Below are 25850 nucleotides of genomic sequence, written 5' to 3' on the forward strand. Positions count from 1 at the left end.
CCGCAGACCACGAAGCCGCGCGGCTAGGTGCACCCAAACCAAGGGCGGCGTCTTGTCGGGAAGTCACTGGCTTTGAATGATCGGCCACCGCGGGCCATGCCACGCGATTTGCCGCAGCCGGAGTTCTTTGCCGAACTTCACAGCTCGATATCTCGCAATCGAACTGTCGTGGTCCGCACCTGCGTGGACCTTATTGGCAGACTTGCCCGTCAGGCGGAGGAGGGCGCTGATCCAATGGCGCTTTGAGACAGCAGCTTGAAGGGCGATTTTTCGCCATGAGCTGCTATCTCCAAAATTTGCTACAGCGATGAAGCCCTGATTTCAGTCACCGAGAAACGCGGACAACTCGGCGAGGGTTTCTTCAGGGTTTTCTTCTTGAAGCGTGTGCCCGCAATCGAATGCGCGGCCCGAGACATTGGTCGCCTTTTCGCGCCACGTCTCCAGAACGTCGTACAGCGCGCCAACCGTCCCCTTGCCGCCCCAGATCGCCAATAGCGGACAGTCGATGCGCTGCTCCGCATCAGATGCATCGTGCTCCAGATCAATGGTCGCCGCCGCCCGATAATCTTCACAGATGGCATGGCGCGTGGCCGGATCGCGATAGCAGCGCAGATATTCCTCGAACGCCTCCCGCTCAGTTGCGCCGGGCGTCTTGGTCTGGCCATCGATATGGGTGCGCAGAAAGAATTCCGGGTCGGCGCCGATCATCCGTTCCGGCAGTGGCGCCGGCTGAATGAGAAAGAACCACCAGAAGTAACGGGTCGCAAATTCCTTGTCGGTGCGGGCATACATGGTCGCGGTCGGCGCGATATCGATGACGGCGACTTTGGAAACCGCTGCCGGATGATCACGCACCAATCGGTGCGCAACGCGTCCGCCGCGATCATGCCCGACGAGGCTAAACCGTGAATGACCGAGCGCGCGCATCACCTCGACCTGATCGAGCGCCATGCTGCGCTTCGAATAGGCGGCGTGATCGGGTCCACCATCCGGCTTGCTGCTGTCGCCATAGCCGCGCAGGTCGGTCGCAACCACGGTGAAACGCCTTGCCAGTCCCGGCGCGATCTTGCGCCAGGTGACGTGCGTCTGTGGGTGGCCGTGCAACAACAGGAGCGGCGGCCCTTCGCCGCCAACCGCTGCCCGGATCGTGATCCCGCTCGGCAATGCGACATCGATCAAGCGGAAGCCTGTCAGAAATGGCGAGCTGCCGCGTTCCACAATGGCGGCGTCGTGTTCGGGGACAGTCGGATGGGCCATGGAGTGCTACCGCAGTTCAGTTTGGAGAGAGCCAGGGGTGATCTTCCCAGTGGCGCGTCTGGAATTTTCGTATCTCGCCGGCCTGACCGAGCGTCACGCCCACGGCATCCAGCCCCTGCAACAAGGCGGCCTTGCGCAACGGATCGATCGCAAACCGGATCGTCTCGCCGCTCGCATCGAGAGTCAAACGCTCCGACTCCAGATCGATCGTCATGCCGTTCGTCTCGGGTCGCCCGATCACGTCGGCAATGTGAGCGATGGTGTCGCGATCCAGTGTAACGGTGAGCACGCCGTTGTTGCGACAGTTGTCGTCAAAAATGCCGGCGAAAGAGGTGCCGATCAGTGCCCGGATTCCCAGTTGGAACAGCCCCCATACGGCATGTTCGCGGCTGGAGCCGCAGCCGAAATTCGGTCCAACGACGAGGAAACGGGCATGCGTACAGCCGGGCTGGTTGAGTACGAAATCGGGATCCGGCTGCCCGTCCCGGAAGCGCAGCAGATTGAACACGCCGACATCGAGGCCCTTGCGATTGATACCTTTGAGGAAAGCCTTCGGCATGATGACATCGGTATCGATATTCGGCGCCAAGAAGGGTGCCGCCGGTCCCGTGACCCTGACGAACGTTTCCATGGATCAGCCCTCCTTTGAAAGGTTACGGACATCGACGATATGGCCCCGGATGGCTGCGGCCGCGACCATGGCGGGACTCATCAGATGGGTTCGGGCTCCAGTCCCCTGCCGTCCTTCAAAGTTGCGGTTGGTCGACGAGGCGCAACGGTCACCCGGAGCGAGGACATCGTCGTTCATCGCGAGGCACATGGAGCAGCCAGACTGACGCCATTCGAAACCCGCCGCACTGAATATCGCAGCAACACCTTCCGCCTCCGCCTGATCGCGCACCTTGGTCGAACCCGGCACAACGATCGCCCTGACGCCGGGCGCGATTTTACGGCCGGTCAGGATACGCGCCGCGTCGCGCAGATCCTCGATCCGGGAATTCGTACACGATCCGATAAAGGCATGGCTGATCGGGATGGCATCAAGCGGTGTGCCGGCGCCCAGTCCCATATAGTCAAGCGCCCGCCTGGCGGCGCGCTCCCGGTTCGGATCGGTCTCGGTGGAGGGATCAGGAATGAGCGACGTCACGCTCGCGGCCTGATCCGGGCTTGTTCCCCAGGTTACCATGGGAGCGACCTCCGAGACGTCCAGCGCAAATTCGCAATCAAACACGGCATCCGCATCGCTGCGGAGGCCGGACATCCTGGTGACCATCGCGGACCACATTTCGCCTTTGGGGCTCCGCGGACGCCCCTCGATATAGGCAAAGACTTTCGCATCGGGAGCGATCACCGCGCCCCGGGCGCCTGCTTCCACGATCATGTTCGAGATCGTCATGCGCGCTTCCACGCTCATCGCGGCCACCGCGTCGCCGGCGAATTCGACCGCATGCCCTGCCGCGCCGTCAGCGCCGATGCAGCGAATGACCTCGATCACGCAATCCTTCGCCGTCACCCCCAGCCCCAAGTGTCCGGTCAGGGTGATCCGCATTGTCTTCAGCCTACGATAGACCAGGGTCTGCGTCGCCAGGTAGTGCTCGATATCGGATGTGCCGATACCAAAACCGAGCGCGCCGAGCGCCGCGTAGGAGGTCGTGTGGCTGTCGCCGGCGGCGACGACCATGCCGGGCAGCACCAGCCCCTGCTCCGGTGCCACCACATGCTCAATGCCTTGGCGCGGATCCAGAACGTCGAATATTTCGATGCCGAAATCCTTCGCGTTCTCGGCAAAATAGGCGACCTGTTGCGCTCCACCGGGATCGGACATTGCGGCGACACGCCGCTGCGCCGTCGGATTGACGTGATCGACGACCATCAAGGCCGCGTCTGGATTCCAGACCTTGCGCCCGGCTTCACGCAGCGCGGTAAAGGCCTGCGGACTGGTGTATTCGTTGAGGATGGTTCGATCGATGTAAAGCAGGACCTGCCGATCGCCGAGATCGCGGACCGTGTGGGTGTCGATGATCTTGTCATATAGGGTTCGGGACATAACCGTGCCGCTCAGCATGCTTTGCAACTGCGGATCCACCATCGGAGGCTCCCGCCGCGACATCCAATGCTGTATGAGAATATCGTTATGCCGTCGCGCTATAAGCAGCGTCTGCCGGAGACGGCGTCCCATCGGATGGAGTGTTCGTGGAAATCGATTGGCTCAAGGATTTCCTGGAGGTCGCGGACAGCGGCAGTTTCTCGCGCGCAGCCGAGTCTCGCCACATCACACAGCCCGCATTGAGTCGCCGAATCCGTGCACTCGAGGAATGGGTCGGGGTCCAGCTGTTCTTTCGAACGACGCATCGTGTGACGCTATCGCCTGCCGGCGAGGCTTTCCGGCTCACCGCAGAAGAGGTCTTGAGGCGACTGGAGGCAGGGCGCTCGGAGGCGAAGGATCGGGCAAATACAGACATTGAAGAGCTACAATTCGCATCCACCAACGCGTTGGCGCTGACATTCTTCCCGGAATGGCTACAGCGGATCGAAGAAGCGCTTCCCTTCGTCGCCAATATTCAACTGGTTGCCAATCACTGGGACGCCTGCGAGCGATTCATGCTGCAGGGGCGCACGCAATTTCTTCTTGGTCACTATCATCCGGCGGCGGAGACCTTGCTCACGCCTGGTCACTTCGTCTCTCATCCGGTCGGCAGGGACGTGCTGATACCAGTCGTCGCCAAACAGGCCCGAGCAGATGCAAGCTCCGCTTTCCCGGGCCTCCCCGGATCCGAAGAAGAGCCCGTGCCGTATCTGTCGTATCGCCCGGAATCGGGTATGGGCAGGATCATTTCGGCTGTGAGGAGCACCTCTGCGGACAAGGCGTGGTTGAAGCCGACATTCAACTCACATCTTGCAAAGCTGCTCGTGACCATGGCCCTCGATGGGCGAGGCATGGCCTGGCTGCCGGAAAGTCTGATCGGAGCCTCCCTTTCAAACGGCCAGCTTGTCAGGGCGGGCGCCGAAAAATGGGATATCCCGATCGAGATCCGCCTGTTCCGTGCCCGCGCACGGCTATCCACAACAGCAGAGCGCTTCTGGAGCGCCGTCACGAAAACCTGACTGTCGTGATTGAATGCCCTTTTCGCGCAGGAGCAGCCATTGACGATCAGTCAATGGGTCACGGCAGTATTCACGGAGGTAGCAATATGGCGCGCCCGAAAGGATTCGAACCTCTGACCCCCAGATTCGTAGTCTGGTGCTCTATCCAGCTGAGCTACGGGCGCGTGCCGCGATGTGGGACATGACCAGCAAGGGTGATACCGCCGACATCGGATGCGTTTCGGAAACGTTGTTTGCGAAAGCGCGCGATCTCTAACGGGTTGGCGGCGGCTTGGCAAGCGCCCGAGGGTGGATATTTCACTCTCGTGACACCCGCCCCCGAACCAGGTCAGGCGCGCGCCCGCTCGCTGCGGATGCTGAGCAGTTCCACCGGGCGATCCGGCAATGTGATCCGGAACGTGGCGCCGATGGTGCCCTCCACCAGCGCGATATCGCCGTCATGAGCGCGCACCAGTTCGGCCGCAATAGCGAGGCCAAGTCCGCTGCCACCCGGCCGTGACGAGCCCTGGAAGGCCTCGAACAAGTGGTCTTTTGCCCTTTGTGGCACGCCGGGGCCGGTATCGGAGACTTCCAGAATGGCCACCGCGCCTTCGCGACGTCCGGTGATGCGGATCTGCGGCGGCGCGACGTCGTCACCGGTCTGGCCTTCCAGCGCCTGGGCCGCATTGCGCACCAGATTGAGCAGGATACGGAAAAGGTGGTCCGGATCGGCATCGATCATCAGGCCGCGCTCGATGGCGCTGACCCAGCCGATGGCCTCGTCGGTGCCGAGACCCGCGGATTCGCGGACCTCGCTGGCCACCTGTTCCACGGCGATCATGCGGCGATCGGGCGGCGCTTCCTGCGCGCGGCCGTAGGAGAGCGTTGATTGGCAGAAGGCGATGGCGCGCTCCAGCGAACGCATCAATTTCGGCGCAAAGCGCTGCACCCGCGGATCAGGCACGCTGGCAAGCTGGTCCGACAACAATTGCGACGAGGCGAGCAGATTGCGCAAGTCGTGATTGATCTTCGACACGGCAAGGCCGAGCGCTGCGAGCCGGCTCTTCTGATGCAGCATGGAGACCAGATCGCGCTGCATGTCGGACAATTCGCGCTCCGCAACGCCGATCTCGTCGGCGCGTGCGCTCGGCACGATGATGCGCGCGGGGCTTTCCGGGTTTTCGTGGAACGCGACCATATTCGCCGTCAGCCGCCGCATCGGGCGGACGAACAGATAATGCAGCGTGATGTAGACGATGCCGGCAGACAGAATCGCGAGCCCGAGCGACACCCACAGGAGGTTGCGCGAGAAGCGATACATCGCCTGCCGCAGCGGCAACTCATCCACCACCACTTCGATGAATTGCGCCCCGCCCGGCGATGGGCCGATAATGCGCATGGTCTGGTTGCCGCGCTCGAACATCAGCTCGAACGCATCGACCATGGCCGACCAGACGGTCATCTCACGCATGTCGATATCGTGATCGATCTGCGCCGGCAGATCGGCGCTGGCGAGCAGGCGGCGCTGCTGGCCCCATTTGATGGCGACAGCGCGGGCGCCGATGCTGCTGAGAATCTGGCGCGACAGCGATTCCGGCACCATGCCGAGCGGCGCTGCATCCAGCACCAAAGCTGCGGTGTTGGCGGCGGCCAGCTTGTCGTTCAGCCGGTTGATGCGGAAATTCGCGATGGAGGGCACATAGATCAGAATCTGCGCCGCCAGGACCAGCGGAATGGTCAGCAGCAGCAGTTTGCCGGACAGGCCGAGCTTACGCAGCGGGCCGAGCCGTAGCAGGGGGGCAAGGGGCTTTTCGTCCGCCGATGACACGCGATGAGCCTCAGATCTCTCTGACTGGACGCTGAACTATAAGGAGATACGGGTCCAACGACGATTCGTTACGCACAGTAACACGGCCGCAGCATCGTCCGCCCAGCGAACGTCGCCAGATCAACATACAACAAGGCTGCATCGCCTGACTTGTCGGAAAATGCGGTATTATCGTCTACCCAAGGATCGCGGCTGATTTGTGGGCTGATCCCGCAAGTTATTACCGGGCAAGATTGACGAAAACAGGACGCTCGCTTATAAGCCGCGCCAACTGTCCGCGATGGTCCAGCCCATGCTGGATCGGCCTTGAGGGGCCGAACGCGCTTGCAGCCGGAAACGGCTCGCGAAGTCAACGTCTTAGGGCACACCTCATTCAATTGGTGATCGATTGCCAGCACGGCGATCTATTGCCCGGTCATCGGAGTACGACCCGTGAAGCGCACTTATCAACCGTCCAAACTGGTGCGCAAGCGCCGCCACGGCTTCCGTGCCCGTCTCGCCACCGTTGGCGGCCGCAAGGTTCTCGCTGCGCGCCGCGCCCGCGGCCGCAAGCGCCTCAGCGCCTGATCGGATCTCCTTCCGAGACATCGTCATGGAGCGGCTAAGGCAGCGAGCGGACTTCCTCGCTGCCGCCGCTTCAACGCGCGTGAACGCCCCCGCTTTTGTCCTGCAGCGGCGACACCGTGATGACACCGGCCCGGTTCGCGTCGGTTTTACAGTGACCAAGAAGAACGGAACCGCGCCCGAGCGGAACCGGATCAAGCGCCGGCTTCGCGAACTGGTGAAGCGCGTCGATCCATTGTCTATGCGCGCCCACAGCGATTATGTGCTAGTCGGCCGTCGCACTGCGCTGACGCGCGATTTCAATACCATGCTCGACGACCTCCGCTCGGCGCTCCACCGCCTCGAACGGGCACCATCGAAAACTGCATCAAAAACGACGTGACCTGACGCCTCCAGCCTGCCACAAGCAGCGCGCAGCCGGCCATTTGCCGCCGCACATGCATTCGGATGACGAGACCTGAACGATGACCGACAATCGCAACACCATCATAGCCGTCGTTCTGTCCGGCCTGGTGCTTCTTGGCTGGCAATATTTCTACAACATCCCGCAGATGGAAAAACAGAAGGCGCAGCAGGCCACGCAAGCCCAGCTCGCCAATCCGGCGCAGCCCGCTGCAGGCAGCAACGCGCCGCAGCCGGGCTCGGCAACTCCGACGCCAGGTGGCGCTCCGGTCAATGCCGCGCCCTCCAATGCGCCGATCAGCCGTGAAACCGCCATCTCGTCCTCCAAGCGCGTGAAGATCGACACGCCGCGCCTGGCCGGCTCGATCTCGCTGAAGGGCGCGCGCCTCGACGATATCGCGCTCACAAAATTCCGCATGACGGTGGACCCGACCTCGCCGCCGATCACGCTGTTCTCGCCCTCGGGCACCGCGGCGCCTTACTACGCCGAGTTTGGCTGGGTCGGCGCCGCCGGCACCAATGCGAAGCTGCCGGATGCCAACACCGAATGGACGCAAGAAGGCAGCAATGCCCTCACCCCGTCGTCGCCGGTCGTGTTGAAGTATAACAACGGCGAAGGCCTCACCTTCACCCGCACCATTGCGATCGACGACCGCTACCTGTTCTCGATCAAGGATGATGTCGCCAATTCCGGCAGCAATCCTGTCACGCTGTATCCGTTCGCGCTGATCTCGCGCCACGGCACCCCGCATGTGGAAGGCTACTACATCCTGCATGAAGGCCTTGTCGGCTATCTCGGCGATCAGGGCCTGCAGGAATACGGTTACAAGAAGATCGAAGAGTCCAAGTCGGTGAACTTCAACGTCACCAATGGCTGGCTCGGTATCACCGACAAATACTGGGCCTCGGCCCTGCTGCCCGACACCACGGCCAAGCTCCAGGCACGCTTCTCGTCGAACCTCGCCGGCACCGTTCGCACCTATCAGACCGACTATCTGCAGGATGCGCAGACCGTGGCACCGGGCGCGTCCACATCGGCCAACGCCCGCCTGTTTGCCGGCGCCAAGGAAGCCGCCACCGTCGGCATCAACTTCCCGCTCGCGGTCGGCCTCGGCGGCTACAACCAGTCGCTCGGCCTCAACCACTTCGATCTGCTGATCGACTGGGGCTGGTTCTACTTCATCACCAAGCCGATGTTCCTGGCGCTCGACTGGTTCTTCCACCTGTTCGGCAATTTCGGCGTCGCCATTCTGCTGGTGACGGTGCTGGTCAAGATCATCTTCTTCCCGCTGGCCAGCAAATCCTACGCCTCGATGGCGAAGATGAAGGCGATCCAGCCGCAGCTCGCGCTGCTCAAGGAGCGCTATCCGGATGACCGGATGAAGCAGCAGCAGGAGATGATGGAGATCTACAAGAAGGAGAAGATCAATCCGGTTGCCGGCTGTCTTCCCGTCCTGCTGCAGATCCCGGTGTTCTTCTCGCTCTACAAGGTCCTGTTCGTCACCATCGAAATGCGCCACGCGCCGTTCTTCGGCTGGATCAAGGATCTGTCGGCGCACGATCCGACCAACCTGTTCAACCTGTTTGGCCTGCTGCCCTTCGATCCGACAGCAATTCCGGTTCTCGGTCATTACCTCGCGCTCGGCATCTGGCCGATCATCATGGGCATCACGATGTGGTTCCAGATGAAGCTGAACCCGACTCCGCCGGATCCGACCCAGAAGATGATCTTCGACTGGATGCCGCTGATCTTCACCTTCATGCTCGCGGGCTTCCCGGCCGGTCTTGTGATCTACTGGGCCTGGAATAACACCCTCTCGGTGCTGCAGCAGGCCTACATCATGAACAAGAACGGCGTGAAGGTTGAGCTGTTCGACAACGTCAAGGCGACCTTCGGCAAGAAGCCGGCGCAAAAGACCTAAACCAACGACGCCCTCATCCTGAGGAGCAGCCCTCTTGGGCTGCGTCTCGAAGGATGAGGCAGGCACTCCGGGCTCTCATGGTTCGAGACGACGCTCACGCGCCTTCTCATCATAAAGGGACCGAGTTCAACAGAAAGCACCTTCGCATGACGACCGAACCCGATGCGGAGCTGATCGAACAGGGTCGCCTGATGTTTGCAGGCGAGTGGAAGTTCATCTGGGCTTCCCCCTCGATCGAGACCCTGCCGCCGATGGCCGGCATGGAAGTCGCCTTTGCCGGTCGCTCCAATGTGGGCAAATCCAGCCTCATCAACGCCCTCACCGGCCGCAATGCGCTGGCGCGCACTTCGCACACGCCGGGCCGCACCCAGGAGCTGATCTTCTTCGAAAGCCCGAAGGGCAGCGAGTTTCGCCTCGTGGACATGCCGGGCTACGGCTATGCCTCGGCGCCCAAGGTCAAGATCGCGTCCTGGACCAAGCTGATCTATTCGTTCCTGCAAGGCCGGGCGACGCTGGCCCGCGTCTATGTGCTGATCGACAGTCGCCACGGCATCAAGGATGTCGATCTCGACGTGCTGAAATCCCTCGACCGCTCCGCCGTCAGCTACCAGATCGTGCTCACCAAGGCCGATCAGGTGAAGAAGTCCGAGCTTGAGAAGGTGATGGAAGAAACCCAGGCGACATTGCGCAAGCACCCCGCCGCGTTCCCGGAAATCCTGGTGACCTCGTCGCGCGATGGCGAGGGCATGGTCGAATTGCGCGCCGCCATGATGCGGCTGTTCAACGAGCGTCAATAATGACCCGCACCGCGCTGTTCCGCATCGCGATCATCTGCGCCGGCATCATGGGCGCCGTTGGCGTCATCCTCGCCGCCGCCTCCGCGCATCAGCCCGACGCCACGCGCCTCGCTTCCGCATCCTCGATGCTGCTGTTTCATGCCGCGGCCATTCTCGGCGCCGTGGCACTGATCGAGCGCGGCACAGTGCATCTGCAGATCGGCCTTACAGCCGCATTCGGCTTTGTCATCGCAGCGTCATTGTTCGCCGGCGACCTGACCATGCGCCAATATGTCGGCCACGGCCTGTTTCCCATGGCTGCCCCGACCGGCGGCACGCTGCTGATCGTCAGCTGGGTCGCGCTGGCGGTATCTGCGGCATGGCCGAGGCGCGCGTAACGCTCTTTGCGCAGGCACCACCAATCAGCTAGAACGCGGCGCAGATTGCTCACCGTGAGATCCGCTTCATGACCGACGCCATCAGTGCTCTCGACCAGGCCCGCATCCTCTCCGAGGCGCTGCCGCACATGCAGCAATATGACGAAGAAACCATCGTCATCAAATATGGCGGCCACGCCATGGGCGCCGAGGATACCGCCCGCGCCTTTGCCCGCGACATCGTGCTGCTCGAGCAGACCGCCATCAATCCGGTGGTCGTGCATGGCGGCGGCCCGCAGATCGCGCAGATGCTGACGCGTCTCGGGATCAAGTCGGAATTCGCCGCCGGACTGCGCATCACCGATGCCGCCACCATCGAGATCGTCGAGATGGTGCTGGCCGGCTCCATCAACAAATCGATCGTCAGCTACATCAACGAAGCCGGCGGCAAGGCCGTCGGCCTCTGCGGCAAGGACGGCAACATGGTCACCGCGTCGAAGGCGACGCGCACCATGATCGATCCCGGCTCGAATATCGAGAAGGTGGTCGATCTCGGCTTCGTCGGCGAGCCCGAGAAGGTCGATCTGACGCTGCTCAACCAGCTGATCGGCTATGAGCTGATTCCGGTGCTGGCGCCGCTGGCCGCATCGAAGGAAGGCAAGACCTACAACGTCAATGCCGACACCTTCGCCGGCGCCGTTGCCGGTGCACTGAAGGCCAAGCGCCTGCTGCTGCTCACCGACGTGCCGGGCGTACTCGACAAGTCGAAGAAGCTGATCCCGGAACTGTCGATCAAGGATGCCCGCCGGCTGATCGCCGACGGCACCATTTCCGGCGGCATGATCCCGAAGGTCGAGACCTGCATCTATTCGCTCGAACAGGGCGTCGAAGGCGTGGTGATCATCGACGGCAAGACTCCGCATGCGGTGCTGCTCGAGCTGTTCACCAATCAGGGCACGGGCACGCTGATCCACAAGTGATGGGCCAACAGGCAGAGGCACTTTCCTCCGCCCTCATCCTGAGGAGCCGCGCAGCGGCGTCTCGAAGGATGGTCCGGAGCTCCACCCGCTCATGGTTCGAGACGGCGCGCTTTGCGCGCCTCCTCACCATGAGGGCCGGAGTTTTCCTCGGCCTCCTATTCCTCGCATCGCCCGCATCTGCCGACCTCAAGCTCTGCAATCGCATGAGCTATGTCGTCGATGTCGCCATCGGCATCGACGACAAGGCAGCCACCGCCACCCGCGGCTGGTTCCGCATCGACCCCGCACAATGCAAGGTCGTGGCGCAAGGCACCATCGCCGCCGACCGCCTGCTGCTGCATGCCCGCGTGCTGCCCCTTTACGGCGCCGCGCCCGCGCAGACGGGCACCGATAATCTCTGCATCGCTTCAGATAACTTCGTTATTGCCGCCGCGCGCCAGTGCCGCCCCGGACAGACGCTCGCCCCTTTCAGCACCATCCAGCCGTCGCAGACCGAAGACGGCAACATGGTCGCCTATCTCGCGGAAGACAGCGAATATGACGACGAGCAAGCCAAACTCGCGGCGATCCAGCGCTTGCTGCTGATCGCCGGCTATGACACCTCGCCTATCGATGGTGTCGATGGCCCGAAGACGCAGAACGGCCTCTCCGCATTCCTGAAGAGCCGCGGCCTGACCAATGACACCGTCAATGCGCCGAATTTCTTCGAAGCCATGGTCGCTGGCGTACAGGCGCCTTCGGCCACGGGCCTGACCTGGTGCAACGACACCTCCTACAAGGTGATGGCCTCGGTCGCGACCGATGACGGCAAGGGTGTCATCGCCCGCGGCTGGTATCGCATCGAGCCCGGCAAATGCCTGCGCCCGGATGTCACCGGCCAGCCGAAGCAGATCATGTCGTTCGCCGAAGCCGTAGATGACACCGGCCGCGCCATCCGCATTGCCGACAAGCCGCTGAACTGGGGCGGCCCGCGCACGCTGTGTACGCGCGAGAGCAAATTCGAAATCCGCGAACACAGCGACTGCGCCGCCCGCGGCCTCACCGCATCGGGCTACGCCACCATCGACATGACCGGCGGCGGCAAGACGCTGCGCTTTGCTGTGCCGTGATCCCAACAGAAGTGTCCCCTCTCCCGCTTGCGGGAGAGGGGACAGGGAGAGGGCTCCCCATGTGACGTCAGAGTGTGTGGTGGCCCCCACCCCGGCCCTCCCCCGCAAGCGGGAGAGGGAGAAGAGCCAATAGCCATTACCTCGAGCCGAGAACTCAATGACCAAATCGCCGCGCGCCTTCGATCATGTCGAGACCTGGGTGTTCGATCTCGACAACACGCTGTATCCGCATCACGTCAATCTGTGGCAGCAGGTCGATGTCCGCATCCGCGATTTCGTGGCGAATTATCTCAACATCACGCCCGACGAAGCCTTCCGCATCCAGAAGGACTATTACAAGCGCTACGGCACCACGATGCGCGGCATGATGACCGAGCACAAGATCAGCGCCGATGACTTTCTCGCTTACGTGCACGAGATCGATCACTCGCCGCTGGAGCCGAACCCGGTCATGGGCGCCGCCATCGCGGAGCTGCCCGGCCGCAAGCTGATCCTCACCAATGGCTCCGTCGCCCATGCCGGCGCCGTGCTGAAACGGCTCGGCTTTGCCGATCAGTTTGAAGCCATCTTCGACATCGTCGCCGCCGAACTGGAGCCGAAGCCGGCGCAGCGCACCTATGACAAGTTTTTGCGCGACCACGACGTGAACCCGGCCAAGGCCGCGATGTTCGAGGACCTGTCCCGCAATCTGGTGGTGCCGCACAGCCTCGGCATGACGACGGTGCTGGTGGTGCCGGACGGCGCCAAAGAGGTGGTCCGCGAGGACTGGGAACTGGCAGGCCGCGAGGACGTCCATGTGGATCACGTCACGGATGATCTGACTGGGTTTCTGGTGAAGATGAACGGGACGCGGTGACGCTTCTCCTTGTCGTCACCCGGCTCGACCGGGTGACCCAGTAAACACCACCAGCAGAGCCAGAATCGGACCGCCGCCGCATTCTGCATCACCCGCTTTCGCGGATGATGACAGGTGGAGTTTCAGGCTCTGTTCTTGACTCCCCGCCCCCAAATCCCGACAAAAGCTCCAACTTTTCACCTGCCGACCCAAGGATCCCGCGATGTCGCATTCCGCCCTCGAATCCATCATCAATGCCGCCTTCGAAGCGCGCGACACCGTCAATGCATCGACCAAAGGCGAAGTCCGCGAATCCGTCGAGACTGCGCTCGACCTGCTCGATCAGGGCAAGGTTCGCGTCGCCACCCGCGGCGATGATGGCACCTGGACCGTGAACCAGTGGCTGAAGAAGGCCGTGCTGCTGTCGTTCCGCCTCAACGACATGACCACCATTGCCGGCGGCCCCGGCGGCGCGCCGTGGTGGGACAAGGTGCCCTCGAAGTTCGAAGGCTGGGGCGACAGTGCCTTCCGCGACGCCGGCTTCCGTGCCGTCCCCGGCGCCATTGTCCGCAAGTCGGCCTTCATCGCCAAGAACGTCGTGCTGATGCCGTCTTTCGTCAATCTCGGCGCCTATGTCGATGAGAGCTCCATGGTGGACACCTGGGCCACTGTCGGCTCCTGCGCCCAGATCGGCAAGCGCGTGCACATCTCGGGCGGGGTCGGCATCGGTGGCGTGCTGGAGCCGCTGCAGGCAGGTCCCGTCATCATCGAGGACGACTGCTTCATCGGCGCCCGCTCCGAAGTCGCCGAAGGCGTCATCGTCCGCAAGGGCGCGGTGCTGGCCATGGGCGTGTTCCTGGGCGCATCGACCAAGATCGTGGATCGCGCCACCGGCGAGGTCTTCATCGGCGAAGTGCCGGAATATGCCGTGCTGGTCCCCGGCAACCTGCCGGGCAAGCCGATGAACAATGGCGAGATTGGCCCCTCCACCGCCTGCGCCGTGATCGTGAAGCGCGTCGACGAGCGCACCCGCTCCAAGACCAGCATCAACGAGTTGCTGCGCGACTAAGTTGCGTTTCCGGCTGTTTGCAGGGATGATCCGGTAGGATGATCCGGCAAACAGCTGGCGACAACGTCGGGGGCGGCGATGGATTGGACAACACTCTTTTTCCGCTTCAACGGCCGCATCAATCGCGCAAAATTCTGGCTGGCCTCGCTGGTCTACACCACCATCATGATCGCGCTGGTGGCCGCCTTCATCGTGTCCATCGGCGAGTTCGACAAGGACCGGATCGGCGAGATGGTCGGCACCAGCCTGCTGTTCATCGCCATCGGCGGCGTCGTTTTCCTCATCATGGTGTGGTCAAGCTTCGCCACCGCCATCAAGCGCCTGCATGACCGCAACAAGAGCGGCTGGTGGATGCTGCTATTCTGGGTGCTGCCAAGCATCATTGGCATCGCCGCCGATTCCATATCCGGCATCGGCTCCTTCGTGCTGAACGCTGCCAGCGTCTTGCTGAGCATCTGGGGGTTCGTCGAAGTGGGTTGCCTGCGCGGCACGCAGGGGCCAAATGAATATGGCCCTGACCCGCTTGGGGCCCCCACTATCGCCCCTGCCGTCTCGTAAGGATCCGATGTCCGCCGACGTTGTCTCGATCGCCCGCGATCTCATTCGCTGCCCTTCCGTCACCCCGCTCGATGCCGGCGCACTCGGCGTGCTGGAGCGCTTGCTTGGCGATGCCGGCTTCACCGTGCATCGCGTCACCTTCAGCGAGGAAGGCCACGCCGATATCGAGAACCTCTATGCCCGCATCGGCACGGAAGCCCCCCATATCTGCTTTGCCGGCCACACCGATGTGGTGCCGCCCGGCGATGAAGCCGCTTGGTCGCACGGCGCCTTCGCCGGCGAAGTGAAGGACGGCCTGCTCTATGGCCGCGGCGCGGTAGACATGAAGGGTGGCATCGCGGCGTCTGTCGCTGCCACCCTCGAATATCTCGCGGCGAATGACGGCAAGCCAAAGGGCTCGATCTCCTTCCTCATCACCGGCGATGAAGAGAGCGTAGCCGTCAACGGCACCATCAAGCTGCTGGCCTGGGCTGCCGAACGCGGCGAAAAGTTCGACCACTGCATCGTCGGCGAGCCCTCCAATGTCGAGACGATGGGCGACACCATCAAGATCGGCCGCCGCGGCTCGCAGTCGGGCACGCTGGTGGTGGACGGCGTGCAGGGCCATGTCGCCTATCCGCATCGTGCATCGAATCCGGTGCCGGATATCGCCGCGCTGATCGTAGCGCTGAGCGGCGATCCGCTGGATCAGGGCAATGCGCAGTTTCAGCCGTCCAATCTCGAATTCACGTCGGTGGATGTCGGCAACACGGCCACCAATGTCATCCCCGCGCAGGCGAAGGCAAAGTTCAATATCCGCTTCAACGATCACCACACGCAGGAGAGCCTGCGCGCACTGATCGATACGCGCGTGGCTGCAGCCGCGGGCAATCGCATCAAGGCGCATGTGATCTGGGAGCCAAGCAATTCGGATAGCTTCGTCACCAGGCCTGGCGCCTTCACCGATACAGTCGTGGCCGCCATCACGGAGATCACCGGCCGCGTGCCTGATCTCAACACCGGCGGTGGCACATCCGATGCGCGCTTCATCAAGAACTATTGTCCGGTGATCGAATTCGGTCTCGTCGGCCAGACCATGCATCAGATCGACGAGCACACGAAGGTCGCCGATCTCGAGCAACTCACCAAAATCTATCGCGGCGTCCTGGATCGGTATTTCGCATGAGTGACGGCATTCTGGTTCTCACCGCCCTCGACAGCGAGCTCGACGTCGCCCGCGCACCGCAGGGTTTTCGCGTCGTCTTCACTGGCGTCGGCAAGATCAACACCACCATAGCGACGCTACAGGCGATCGCCGCCGATAAGCCGAAGCTGATCGTGAATTACGGCACCGCCGGCAAGCTCAACACGACGCTCAACGGCCTTGTCGAGATCAGCGACGTGATCCAGCGCGACATGAATGCCGAGCCCCTGGCACCGCGCGGCACCACGCCCTATTCGCCAGAGCTCGATCGGTTGACGTCAGGTCAATCGGGCTTCATCTGCGGCACCGGCGATAGCTTTGTCACCGCCACCGATCCATGGCTCGTCGCAAACAAGGTCGATGTCGTCGATATGGAGTTGTTCGCCATCGCGCAGGTGGCGCTGCGCAACACCATCCCGTGGCGCGCATTCAAATTCATCACCGACGATGCGAACGACTTCGCGCATGAACACTGGACGGCGAATGTCGCCAATGGCCAGGACCTGTTCTGGGACGCCATGAAGAGCGTGCGGGTGTAGCAGCGTTGTGCTGCTTACTCCCTTCTGTTTCGTCCACGACACATTCCTGAAACCAAATAGTTCAAACCGGCCTCGAACCCGCCTCCGACATCCTCCGACTGATGGACATGCAAGCCAATGATGGCTGCACCCAAACAGGATGGAGTTTCTCATGTCGATCAAGTCCAAGATTGCCGCCGTCGCCCTCGTTGCCATGACCGCCGCTGGCGCCATGGCGTCCACCACCCAGCAGGCTCAGGCGAAGGGCCCAGGCATCGGCTTCGGCATCGCGGCCGGTGTGGTTGGCGCCGCTGTTGTCGGCAGCGCCATCGCTGCCAACAATTATGGCTACGGATATGGCTACGGTTATCGCTGCGGCTACACCCGCCAATACGATATCTACGGCAACTATGTGGGCCGCGTCCGCGTCTGCAACTATTGATCCGGCTCTGATCGGCTAAGTGGAGTTGCGTCCGGCACGGGCGCCTCATCCACCCCGTGTCTGACCATCGACCCGCCCGGCTGTCCCCCCGGGCGGGTCTTCTTTTTGTGTAATCGAGCCGTCATAAAGCGGTGTCAGATAACAGCGGAGCCTGGCGACGAGGCCGCTCCTATTGCGAACAACAACATTGCGACTGTGGCCGTCCCGTCCGGACGAATCGGCCGCTTTCATGGAATATCGACTGGCCGTTATCGGCGATGAGTAAGGGTGACGCTGAGTGACGAGCCGGTATTTTTTGCGAGATTTTGCCACGACGCGGGCGCTAGCCGGCGCCGCGCTTGGCATCCTCGCGCTCGACGGTATCGCCGTAGCTGCCGACCTGCCCGTGAAAGCGCGACTTGCTCCGGCCTATGACTGGAGCGGCTTCTATCTGGGCGCCCATGTGGGCTATGGCGATGCGCAGATCGGCCCCAATGCCAATCCGCTGCCGGCGCAAGGCGTGTTTCTGCCGCCGTCGCCGACCGGTATCCTCGGCGGCTATCAGGCCGGCTACAACAGGCAGTTCAGCAACAAACTCGTACTCGGCGTCGAAGTGGATGCGACCTTCATCAGCCCGACCGATACCGCACGGCTCGGCAACGATCCGTATCACACCACCTTCGATTACTTTGCCACTGCGCGCGGTCGCGTCGGCTACGCCATGGGCACCTGGCTGCCTTATGCCACTGCCGGTTTTGCCTGGGGCAAGACCAAGCTCAATGTGATGGATGCCGACGGTAATATCTTCTCGACCGACCAGAAGGACCATATCGGCTGGACCGCAGGCCTAGGTGTCGAGACCGCAGTCGGCGGCAATTGGACTGCCAAGCTCGAATACAATTATATCGACCTGTCCCGGCAGACTTATGGGCTCGCCGGCTTTGGCCTGCCCCCCGTCGAAGTCGATCCCAAGATTCACGCGATCAAGCTCGGCATGAATTATCGGCTCGGCGATACACCGGCATGGTCGCCGGCAACGCCGGTCGCCACCCGTTGGTCGCTGCCGCAATCCAACGACTGGAATATCCACGCCCAGACGACGCTGATCGGCTCCGGCTATCCGAGCTTCCGCTCGCCTTATGAAGGCGCCAACAGCCTGTCCGGCAGCAACCAGTTCCGCGAAACCTTTACCACCACAGCCTTCCTTGGCTGGCGTTTGTGGGATGGCGGCGAGTTGTATTTCAATCCAGAGATCGCCCAAGGCTTCGGCTTCAACGGAACGCTCGGCGTGGCAGGCTTCCCCAATGGCGAAGCGCAGAAGGCCGGCGGCGCCTATCCGAAAATCCGTCCGCAGCGCTACATGTTCCGCCAGACTTTCGGTCTCGGCGGCGAGCAGGAAGAGGTGCCGGACGCGGCCAACCAACTCGCCGGCAAGCGCGACATCGATCGCGTGACGCTGACCGTCGGCCGTTTCTCGGTGGGCGATTTCTTCGATGGCAACAGTTACGCGAAAGACCCGCGCGCCGATTTCATGAACTGGGCGATGTGGGCCTCGGCCGCCTATGACTTTCCGGCCGACCTGCCCGGTTTTACCCGTGGCGGCGTGCTGGAATTGAACCGCAAGGACTGGGCGGTGCGCGCCGGCGTCTTCCAGGTGCCGTCGCAGCCGAACAGCGACATCCTCACTTTCAAGTCCGGCGGCGCCGTCATCGAATTCGAGGAACGGCATCAGATCTTCGATCGACCCGGCAAAGTGCGCGTCGGCGCCTTCATGAACCGTGGCAACACCGGCAGCTATCGCGGCGCGCTGGCGATCGCAGCCACCGATCCGCTGCTTGAGATCAATGACGTGATGGCCTCGATCCGCAGGCCGCGCGACAAATACGGTTTCTATCTCAATGGCGAGCAAGAGATTGCCGACGAGATCGGCCTGTTCGGGCGCTATAGCTGGAATGACGGCCAGAACGAGATTTTGTCATTCACGGATATCGACCGCAGCGTCTCTGGCGGCCTGTCCATCAAGGGTGGGCGCTGGGGCCGCGCGAGCGACACCATCGGCATCGGCGGCGCCATCAACGGCCTGTCGGCCGCGCATCGCGATTTCCTCGCCGCAGGCGGCAATGGCTTGCTGATCGGCGACGGGCGGCTCAACTACGGGACCGAGCGGATCCTCGAGACGTTTTACGCCTATGCGATCGACAAGAACTTCACGTTCACGGCGGACTACCAGCTGATCGTGAACCCCGCCTACAATGCGGATCGCGGGCCGGTGTCGATCTTCTCGGGGCGGCTGCACGGGGAATTCTGAGACTGTTATGTGCCGCTGGGTCTATGTCGCCCGCGGCCCCCCCATCCCCGGCCCTTCCCCGCAAGGGGGAAGGTAGAAGAGGCTGCGAGCTCGAGCAAATGCTACGAACTCAAATTTGAGTATCAGTACTTAACCAAAAGCACCGCATGTCGTCCCCCCTTCCCCCTTGCGGGGAAGGGCCGGGGATGGGGGTCCCCACACTCCGAAACATCAGTAACGCTCCGACAAACTACGCCGCGCCCCGCACCTCTGCCGGCTGGAATGTGTCCGCCTGCGCCATCGCCCAGGCAGCGCGAAAGCGCTTGTCGTTCGTCCCGTGGATCAGCTCGTTCACCTGCAGCTGCGGATAGAGTTTGGTGAACGACATCACGTCATTATCTGCCGACCGGTGCGAGAAATGCATCGCGCGGATATCCTGCGGATGATCGAGGCCGGCCGCGGCGATCAGCTCCGCCAGCGCATGCAGCGTCGCTTCGTGAAAGTTCAGCACGCGGTCGGTCTTCTGCGGCACTGCAAGCGCACGTGCACGGGTCGGATCCTGCGTCGCCACGCCGGTGGGGCAGCGATCGGTGTGGCAGCTCAGCGACTGGATGCAGCCGAGCGCGAACATGAAACCGCGCGCCGAATTGACCCAGTCGGCGCCGAGCGCCATCGCACGCGCAATGTCGAACGCTGTCGCGATCTTGCCCGAAGCACCGAGCTTGATGCGATCGCGCGCACCGATGCCGATCAGCGCGTTGTGCACGAAGTTCACACCCTCACGCATCGGCATGCCGAGATGGTCCATGAATTCCAGCGGCGCCGCACCCGTACCGCCTTCATTGCCATCGACCACGATGAAATCCGGATAGATGCCGGTTTGCAGCATGGCCTTGCAAATGGCGAGGAATTCCCAGGGATGGCCGATGCACAGCTTGAATCCGGTCGGCTTGCCGCCGGACAGCCGGCGCATCGTCGCGATGAATTGCATCATCTCGATCGGCGTGGAGAACGCCTTGTGATAGGGCGGCGAGATGCAGTCCTCGCCCATCGCGACGCCGCGAATGCGTGAGATTTCTTCCGACACCTTGGCGGCCGGCAGCACGCCGCCGTGGCCGGGTTTAGCGCCCTGGCTGACCTTGAGCTCGACCATCTTGATCTGGTCGAGCGCAGCGCGGGCGGCGAATTTGTCGGGATCGAAATTGCCGTCGCGGGTTCTGCAGCCGAAATAGCCGGAGCCGATCTCCCAGATCAGGTCGCCGCCTTCCTGCTCGTGATAGGGGCTGACGCCGCCCTCGCCGGTGTCATGGGCGAAGTTGCCCCTCTTCGCGCCGGCATTCAGCGCACGGATCGCATTCTGGCTGAGTGCGCCGAAGCTCATCGCAGAGATGTTCAGCACGGAAGATGAATAAGGCCGCAGGCAATCTGGGCCACCGATGGTGATGCGAAACTGCTCGGTCGCATGCGGCTTCGGGGCAACCGAGTGATTCATCCACTCATAGCCCTCTTCATAGACATTCTTCTGGGTGCCGAAGGGACGCTTGTCGAGCACCATCTTGGCGCGCTGATACACGACAGCACGCGTATCGCGACTGAACGGCATGCCGTCCTTCTCGCTCTCGAAGAAATATTGCCGCATCTCCGGGCGGATCTCTTCGAGCAGGAAGCGGATATGCGCCGAGATCGGGTAATTGCGCAGGACCGCATGATCTTTCTGAAACAGGTCGTGGAAGCCGAGCGCGGCAAGACAACCGAACACCGTGGCGGGGATGATCACCAGATGGATCAGCCGTGTGTCCCAGAAACCCATCCCGATCAGAAACAGGGTGGCCACGCTGCAGATCGTCAACACGATGTAGCGCGGCGTGAACGGTAGCATCAGGGTTTGCATGGACCTGCTCGCAAGTGGTGGGCGTTCAGCCTTACGAAGTTCGGATGACGCAGAGATCACAGATGGACCGCCAGCCTAGCGCATCAAGCTCTCTCAAGTCTTGCGCGATGCCTGAAACGACAAAACCCGCGCCAGGCGCGGGTTTTGCAATGCGGTGGATTTCCACTCCGCCCTCATGGTGAGGAGGCGCGGAGCACGATCTCGAACCATGAATGGCCTGGCTCTGGAGCTTGCGGCCATCCTTCGAGACGCCGCTACGCGGCTCCTCAGGATGAGGGACCGCATGCGCCGGCGCTTAGCGCTCCACGAACGCCTTTTCGATCACGAAATGACCGGGCTTGTTGCCGGCGCCTTCGATGAAATCGCGCTTTTCGAACATGTGCTTGAGATCCTCGAGCATCGCCGGGCTGCCGCACAGCATGACGCGGTCGGTGGCGATGTCGAGCGGACCCTGGCCCATGTCCTTGAAGATCTGGCCGGACTCGATCAGGTCGGTGATGCGGCCGCGATTGCGGAACGGCTCGCGGGTCACGGTCGGATAATAGGTGAACTTGTCCTTCATCAGCTCGCCGAACAGCTCGTCTTGCTGCAGGCGCTCGACCAGGCGCTCGCCATAGGCCAGCTCGGAGACCTGGCGGCAGCCATGCACCAGCACGACCTGCTCATACTGCTCATAAACTGCGGGATCCTTGATCAGGCTGGCGAAGGGCGCGAGACCGGTGCCCGTGGACAGCATCAGCAGGCGCTTGCCCGGCAGCAGGCTGTCGGTGACCAGCGTGCCGACGGCCTTGCGAGCGACCAGAATGGTGTCGCCTTCCTTGATCTTCTGCAGGCGGGAGGTCAGCGGGCCATCCGGCACCTTGATGCTGAAGAATTCCAGCTCTTCCTCGTGATTGGCGCTGGCCATCGAATAGGCGCGCAGCAGCGGCTTGCCATCGACTTCGAGGCCGATCATGGCGAACTGGCCGTTCTGGAAGCGGAACGAGGTGTCGCGCGTGGCGCGGAAGGAGAACAGCGTGTCGGTCCAATGCTGGACGTGGGTCACGGTTTCGCGGTGAAAGGCGCTCATGGGATATGATTTTCCGGTGCGGGCTTAGCTTAGAACGATTACATTCCGGGCCGCTTCAGACGCTGAGAAACCCTTGCGGCAATTAGCTAAATCGGGTTTTCGCAGATGCGAATGACATCTATTCAAAGACGCCAGAAAGTGCAATTGCGGATTGACCGCGGCGGGTCACAAAATTGCAAATCAGGTTACCGGCCGGCAAGGGCCAAATTTGATCTGGGACATTTAATTTCTCCAAATTGTCTTTCTCGGACCGATGCTTGCGAATGGCCGGTGCTGGATTGCGCAACCCGGTTCCGGTAATTTCCGGCTTTCTGGGAGTCGCCACGGGCGGCTTCCACGTTCAATCACCGGCGCAAGGCCCCGATGACCCCGTTTCGCGCCCTTCGAGCCGGCAAGCCGGCCTGTTACCCCGACCAGACGATCTATGCGGAATATGCCGCAAGCGAGCTGGGGCTGGGCTTTGCCGAACTCGACGGCGGCACCGGGCTCATTTTCGAGATCGCTGGCGCCGGCCGGAGCGCCGTCTTCGGCGCCGGGCGTGGCTCCTTTTTTCCGCAGAACACGGCGACCGCAGCGACCCTCGCCAATGACAAGCACATGGCCAATGTGCTGATGGCCCGCATCGGCAGCGCCACATTGGGCGGCGACTATTTCTTCCTGCATGACCGGCATCGCAAGCATCGGCCGCCCGGGCATGAACGCGAGGATGCCGTCGCGCTGTTTCGCAAGCTTGGCGGTTCGGCTTTTGTGAAGCCGCTGAACGGCTCGCGCGGTGACTTTGCGCAACTGGTTGCCGGCGACAGCGCTCTTGCCGACTATCTCGATCAGGTCGCGCATCACTACGATGCCATCCTCATGCAGCGCGTGATCACCGGGCAGGAATATCGCGTCTTCGTGCTCGACGACGAGATCGTCTACAGCGCCCGCAAACTGCCGCCCTCCCTCACCGGCGACGGCGCGCGCTCGCTGCGCGCCTTGCTGTCGGCGCAGGAGATGACGCTGAGCCACCACGGCATTTCGTCCGCAACAGCGAAACAGGCGGACACGGCGCTCGACTCGGTGCCGCCCGCCGGCGCGCGCATCGAGCTGGCCGGGCGTATGAATCGCAGCGCCGGCGGCGGGATGGAATTCGCGGAACCCGACAATACCGACGCTGTATTTGCCACGGCACGCAACGCGCTCAAGGCGCTGGGTTTGCGCGCTGGCGCGGTCGATCTGTTCACCGATGTGGATGGCGACGCATCGGCATTGCGCGTGATCGAGGTCAATGCCAATCCCTCGATCCGCTTTCTCGAAGACTCCGGCCGCGCGGACCTCATCCTGCGCATCTGGCGCCACACCTTCAGCTCGCTGGGCCTGATCGATGTTTAACCTGCCCAAATACGGCACCGGCGGCATCGGCCTGGCGCGGCTGGCACTGCTGCTCGATGCGCTGAGCATCGATCGCACGCGCCTGCAGCAACACTCCATCGTCATCACCGGCTCCAACGGCAAGGGATCGACCGCCGCTTTCTGCGCCTCCATCGGCCGTGCCTTCGGCCTGCGCACCGGGCTGTTCACCTCGCCGCATCTGTATCGCTTTAACGAGCGCTTCCAGATCGATGGCGAGCCGGTCGATGACGAACTGCTCGAAGCCCTGGTGCTGCGCGTCGCCACCGCCATCACCGACCTCGGGCATCATGGCGTGCTTGAGACGTTCGGTGCGTTCGAGGCGCAGTTTGCGCTGGCCTGCCTGTATTTCCAGGAGACCGGCTGCGACCTCGCGGTGTTCGAAGCCGGCATCGGCGGTCGCTACGACCCCGTCCGCCTGATCGGCGCCACGCTTACTTGCGTCACCTCGGTGGATCTCGAACACACAGCACTGCTCGGCAATTCACTGGCGCTGATCGCCTCCGACAAGAGCGATGCCTGCGCCAGCCATGGCACCGTGATCTATGGCGAGAACTGCCTGCCGTTGCGCGCGCATCTCGCGGAGTATAACCGCAGCCGGCATGTCAGCGGCCTGCATGTGGGCGACGGCATTGTCATCAGCAATGTGGTGACCTCGGCCAAAGCGCAGAACTTCAACTGCCGTGTCGGCGAGACGATTTTGCGCGGGCTGGAGATCACGCTGCACGGTGAATTCCAGCTCAACAACGCGGCCATTGCGGCGGCGCTGTTCCTGTTGTGGATGCGCCGCATGCATCCGGATGCTGAAGTCACGCAAGTCGATCACGCCATTCGCACCGGCTTGCGCGAGACCCGGTGGCCCGGCCGCCTCGAAGTGATCCAGCGTGATCCGCTGACGGTGATCGATGTCGGGCATACGCCGGACGGCGTGATGCAGGCGCTGCGCGGGCTGCATGCGGTGCATGGCAAGGATGACTGGCTGCTGGTGCTTGGCGTGTCCGCCGACAAGAATGTGGAGGAGATCGCGCAACATCTGGTGCCGCATTTCGGCGTCATCGTCTGTACCCGCGCGCATCACAAGGGCGCCGATGCGCGCCTGGTCGGCGGGGCCGCGCGCAAGGCGCATCCGACGGCGCGCATCCATGTCGCCAACGCGATGGAGGATGCGGTGAAGCTGAGCCAGCAACTGGCGCGCAGCGTGCCGCGCAAGGTCTATGTCGCCGGCGGGCTTTTTGTCGCGATCGAATATGCGACGGTGTTGAGGGGCGGCAAGGCTGAGGAATTGCAGTTTTTCTAGCTCGGAGCCGCAGGATGGGTGGAGCGAAGCGATACCCATCACGCCATGCGCTGGTGGTGATGGGTATCGCTTCGGGGCTGTCGCGCCTGCGCTCAACCCATCCTACGGCCTAATTCGTCCCACCCGCGGAATCATCCAGCGCCTTGAAACTCTCTTCCAGTTGCGGCGAGATGGAGATGCCCATGCGCTCGCCGGTCGGCAGGCGGGCGACGAACCACTTGTTGTACAGCGGGATCAGATCGCGGTTCGAGCCAAGCCGGCGGAAGGCGCGTTCGACCACGGCGGTGAGCTGCGGATCGCCCTTGCGAAACATGATGCCGTAGGGATCGTAGGACAGGAAATCGCCGACCACGCGAAACCGGTCCTGCGACTTGTGGCGCGCGATCAGGCCGGACAGCAGCACGTCATCGGTGGCAAACGCATCGGCCTTGCCGTCGGCCAGGATCTGGTAGCTCTGCTCGTGATCGGGCGAGACGACGAAATTCAGGCCGAGGCCGAATTTCGCATCCACCACATGCATCGCCTGCTCATTGGTGGTGCCCTTGGTGACGACGATGGTCTTGCCCTTGAAATCCGCGGGCGCGGTGCCGGTGCTGGTCTTCGGCACCATCAGCTTGGTGCCGGCGACGAAGATCAGGGGCGAGAAGGCCACCTGCTTGCGGCGTTCCACATTGGCCGTGGTCGATCCGCATTCGAGGTCGATCTTGCCGTCGGTAATGGCCTGGAAGCGATCGTCCGAGGTCACCTTCACATAGTCGATGCGCAGATCAGGTACATCGACCTCGACGCCGATATCCTCCACCACGGCCTGGCACAGTTCGAGGCTGTAGCCGATCGGCCGCCCGGCCTGATCCAGGAACGAGAACGGCGGCGAGCTTTCACGGTAGCCGAGCTTCACGACCTTGGCCGCCTTGATGGCCGACAGCGTGGGGCTGAGCCCCTCGCCCGCCGTCTGCGCAAACGCACCGGGGGACAGCAACCAGGCGGCCCACCAGCCGACGCTCGCGACGAGAAAGAGCGCGCGCAGCATGGCC

At 62.6% G+C, this 25850-nt stretch carries 24 protein-coding genes and 1 tRNA gene; 17 read left to right on the plus strand and 8 right to left on the minus strand.

The genetic code is table 11. The features are described from left to right. Positions 1–321: 321 nt before the first annotated feature. From ACIQ2A_RS03315 to leuC, 3 genes are read right to left on the minus strand one after another with little or no spacing between them, the layout of a single operon-like run. Positions 322–1257 carry an alpha/beta fold hydrolase gene (locus ACIQ2A_RS03315; RefSeq protein ID WP_398475722.1) on the minus strand — a complete coding sequence of 312 codons (936 nt, stop codon included), beginning with the start codon at positions 1255–1257 and terminating at the stop codon, positions 322–324. 16 nt (positions 1258–1273) lie between these two features. Continuing rightward, positions 1274–1888 carry a 3-isopropylmalate dehydratase small subunit gene (leuD, locus tag ACIQ2A_RS03320; protein ID WP_398475724.1) on the minus strand — a complete coding sequence of 205 codons (615 nt, stop codon included), beginning with the start codon at positions 1886–1888 and terminating at the stop codon, positions 1274–1276. 3 nt (positions 1889–1891) lie between these two features. After that, on the minus strand, positions 1892–3346 hold the full coding sequence (leuC, locus tag ACIQ2A_RS03325) for a 3-isopropylmalate dehydratase large subunit (protein ID WP_398475727.1): 1455 nt from the start codon (positions 3344–3346) through the stop codon (positions 1892–1894). A 104-nt stretch (positions 3347–3450) separates the two neighbouring features. On the opposite strand from leuC, the gene ACIQ2A_RS03330 reads away from it, so the two are divergent. Beyond that, a complete protein-coding gene (locus ACIQ2A_RS03330; protein ID WP_398475729.1) occupies positions 3451–4362 on the plus strand; it encodes a LysR family transcriptional regulator in 912 nt (303 codons plus the stop codon). Positions 4363–4449: 87 nt separating this feature from the next. Here the strand turns inward: ACIQ2A_RS03330 and ACIQ2A_RS03335 are convergent. Beyond that, a tRNA-Arg gene (locus ACIQ2A_RS03335) sits at positions 4450–4526 on the minus strand. A gap of 164 nt (positions 4527–4690) precedes the next feature. Further along, complete coding sequence (locus tag ACIQ2A_RS03340; protein WP_398475731.1) at positions 4691–6169, minus strand: ATP-binding protein; 1479 nt, start codon at positions 6167–6169, stop codon at positions 4691–4693. 432 nt (positions 6170–6601) lie between these two features. Here ACIQ2A_RS03340 and rpmH point away from each other — a divergent pair, with 432 nt between their 5' ends. From rpmH to ACIQ2A_RS03410, 14 genes are all read left to right on the plus strand, one after another. Further along, positions 6602–6736, plus strand: a complete 135-nt coding sequence (rpmH, locus tag ACIQ2A_RS03345) for a 50S ribosomal protein L34 (protein WP_011471298.1) — start codon at positions 6602–6604, stop codon at positions 6734–6736. A 25-nt stretch (positions 6737–6761) separates the two neighbouring features. After that, positions 6762–7115, plus strand: coding sequence for a ribonuclease P protein component (rnpA, locus tag ACIQ2A_RS03350; protein ID WP_398475734.1), 354 nt, complete (start codon positions 6762–6764; stop codon positions 7113–7115). 82 nt (positions 7116–7197) lie between these two features. Then, positions 7198–9057: a membrane protein insertase YidC gene (gene yidC, locus ACIQ2A_RS03355; protein ID WP_398475736.1), complete on the plus strand. Its 1860-nt coding sequence runs from the start codon at positions 7198–7200 to the stop codon at positions 9055–9057. Between the two features lie 146 nt (positions 9058–9203). Further along, positions 9204–9854: a ribosome biogenesis GTP-binding protein YihA/YsxC gene (gene yihA, locus ACIQ2A_RS03360; protein WP_398475738.1), complete on the plus strand. Its 651-nt coding sequence runs from the start codon at positions 9204–9206 to the stop codon at positions 9852–9854. Continuing rightward, the gene (locus tag ACIQ2A_RS03365; RefSeq protein ID WP_398475740.1) at positions 9854–10231 is read left to right on the plus strand and encodes a DUF423 domain-containing protein; all 378 of its coding nucleotides are present in this window, start codon (positions 9854–9856) and stop codon (positions 10229–10231) included. Before yihA ends, ACIQ2A_RS03365 begins: the two co-directional genes overlap by 1 nt. Before the next feature lie 68 nt (positions 10232–10299). After that, positions 10300–11190 carry an acetylglutamate kinase gene (gene argB / locus ACIQ2A_RS03370; protein ID WP_398475742.1) on the plus strand — a complete coding sequence of 297 codons (891 nt, stop codon included), beginning with the start codon at positions 10300–10302 and terminating at the stop codon, positions 11188–11190. 128 nt (positions 11191–11318) lie between these two features. Then, the gene (locus ACIQ2A_RS03375; protein WP_398475744.1) at positions 11319–12299 is read left to right on the plus strand and encodes a DUF1036 domain-containing protein; all 981 of its coding nucleotides are present in this window, start codon (positions 11319–11321) and stop codon (positions 12297–12299) included. 157 nt (positions 12300–12456) lie between these two features. After that, on the plus strand, positions 12457–13155 hold the full coding sequence (locus ACIQ2A_RS03380) for a pyrimidine 5'-nucleotidase (RefSeq protein ID WP_398475746.1): 699 nt from the start codon (positions 12457–12459) through the stop codon (positions 13153–13155). Between the two features lie 202 nt (positions 13156–13357). Next, positions 13358–14203, plus strand: a complete 846-nt coding sequence (gene dapD / locus ACIQ2A_RS03385) for a 2,3,4,5-tetrahydropyridine-2,6-dicarboxylate N-succinyltransferase (RefSeq protein WP_398475748.1) — start codon at positions 13358–13360, stop codon at positions 14201–14203. 78 nt (positions 14204–14281) lie between these two features. After that, positions 14282–14761 carry a DUF805 domain-containing protein gene (locus tag ACIQ2A_RS03390; protein ID WP_398475750.1) on the plus strand — a complete coding sequence of 160 codons (480 nt, stop codon included), beginning with the start codon at positions 14282–14284 and terminating at the stop codon, positions 14759–14761. A gap of 7 nt (positions 14762–14768) precedes the next feature. Then, complete coding sequence (gene dapE, locus ACIQ2A_RS03395; protein WP_398475752.1) at positions 14769–15926, plus strand: succinyl-diaminopimelate desuccinylase; 1158 nt, start codon at positions 14769–14771, stop codon at positions 15924–15926. After that, positions 15923–16483 (plus strand): 5'-methylthioadenosine nucleosidase, encoded by a 561-nt coding sequence (locus tag ACIQ2A_RS03400; RefSeq protein ID WP_398475754.1) that lies wholly within the window; start codon positions 15923–15925, stop codon positions 16481–16483. Before dapE ends, ACIQ2A_RS03400 begins: the two co-directional genes overlap by 4 nt. A gap of 151 nt (positions 16484–16634) precedes the next feature. After that, a complete protein-coding gene (locus ACIQ2A_RS03405) occupies positions 16635–16904 on the plus strand; it encodes a hypothetical protein (RefSeq protein WP_398475756.1) in 270 nt (89 codons plus the stop codon). 277 nt (positions 16905–17181) lie between these two features. Continuing rightward, complete coding sequence (locus ACIQ2A_RS03410) at positions 17182–19191, plus strand: carbohydrate porin (protein ID WP_398475758.1); 2010 nt, start codon at positions 17182–17184, stop codon at positions 19189–19191. A gap of 229 nt (positions 19192–19420) precedes the next feature. Here ACIQ2A_RS03410 and ACIQ2A_RS03415 read toward each other — a convergent pair whose 3' ends face one another. Further along, complete coding sequence (locus tag ACIQ2A_RS03415; RefSeq protein WP_398475760.1) at positions 19421–21061, minus strand: FMN-binding glutamate synthase family protein; 1641 nt, start codon at positions 21059–21061, stop codon at positions 19421–19423. A gap of 295 nt (positions 21062–21356) precedes the next feature. Continuing rightward, the gene (locus ACIQ2A_RS03420; RefSeq protein WP_398475762.1) at positions 21357–22130 is read right to left on the minus strand and encodes a ferredoxin--NADP reductase; all 774 of its coding nucleotides are present in this window, start codon (positions 22128–22130) and stop codon (positions 21357–21359) included. A 363-nt stretch (positions 22131–22493) separates the two neighbouring features. On the opposite strand from ACIQ2A_RS03420, the gene ACIQ2A_RS03425 reads away from it, so the two are divergent. Continuing rightward, complete coding sequence (locus ACIQ2A_RS03425) at positions 22494–23501, plus strand: RimK family alpha-L-glutamate ligase (RefSeq protein ID WP_398475764.1); 1008 nt, start codon at positions 22494–22496, stop codon at positions 23499–23501. Continuing rightward, positions 23494–24816 (plus strand): bifunctional folylpolyglutamate synthase/dihydrofolate synthase, encoded by a 1323-nt coding sequence (locus ACIQ2A_RS03430; RefSeq protein WP_398475766.1) that lies wholly within the window; start codon positions 23494–23496, stop codon positions 24814–24816. Before ACIQ2A_RS03425 ends, ACIQ2A_RS03430 begins: the two co-directional genes overlap by 8 nt. A gap of 109 nt (positions 24817–24925) precedes the next feature. Here ACIQ2A_RS03430 and ACIQ2A_RS03435 read toward each other — a convergent pair whose 3' ends face one another. Beyond that, on the minus strand, positions 24926–25846 hold the full coding sequence (locus tag ACIQ2A_RS03435; protein WP_398475768.1) for an amino acid ABC transporter substrate-binding protein: 921 nt from the start codon (positions 25844–25846) through the stop codon (positions 24926–24928). Between the last annotated feature and the right edge of the window lie 4 nt (positions 25847–25850).

Origin of the sequence: Tardiphaga sp. (assembly GCF_044336785.1) — a bacterium.
Lineage (GTDB): Bacteria > Pseudomonadota > Alphaproteobacteria > Rhizobiales > Xanthobacteraceae > Tardiphaga.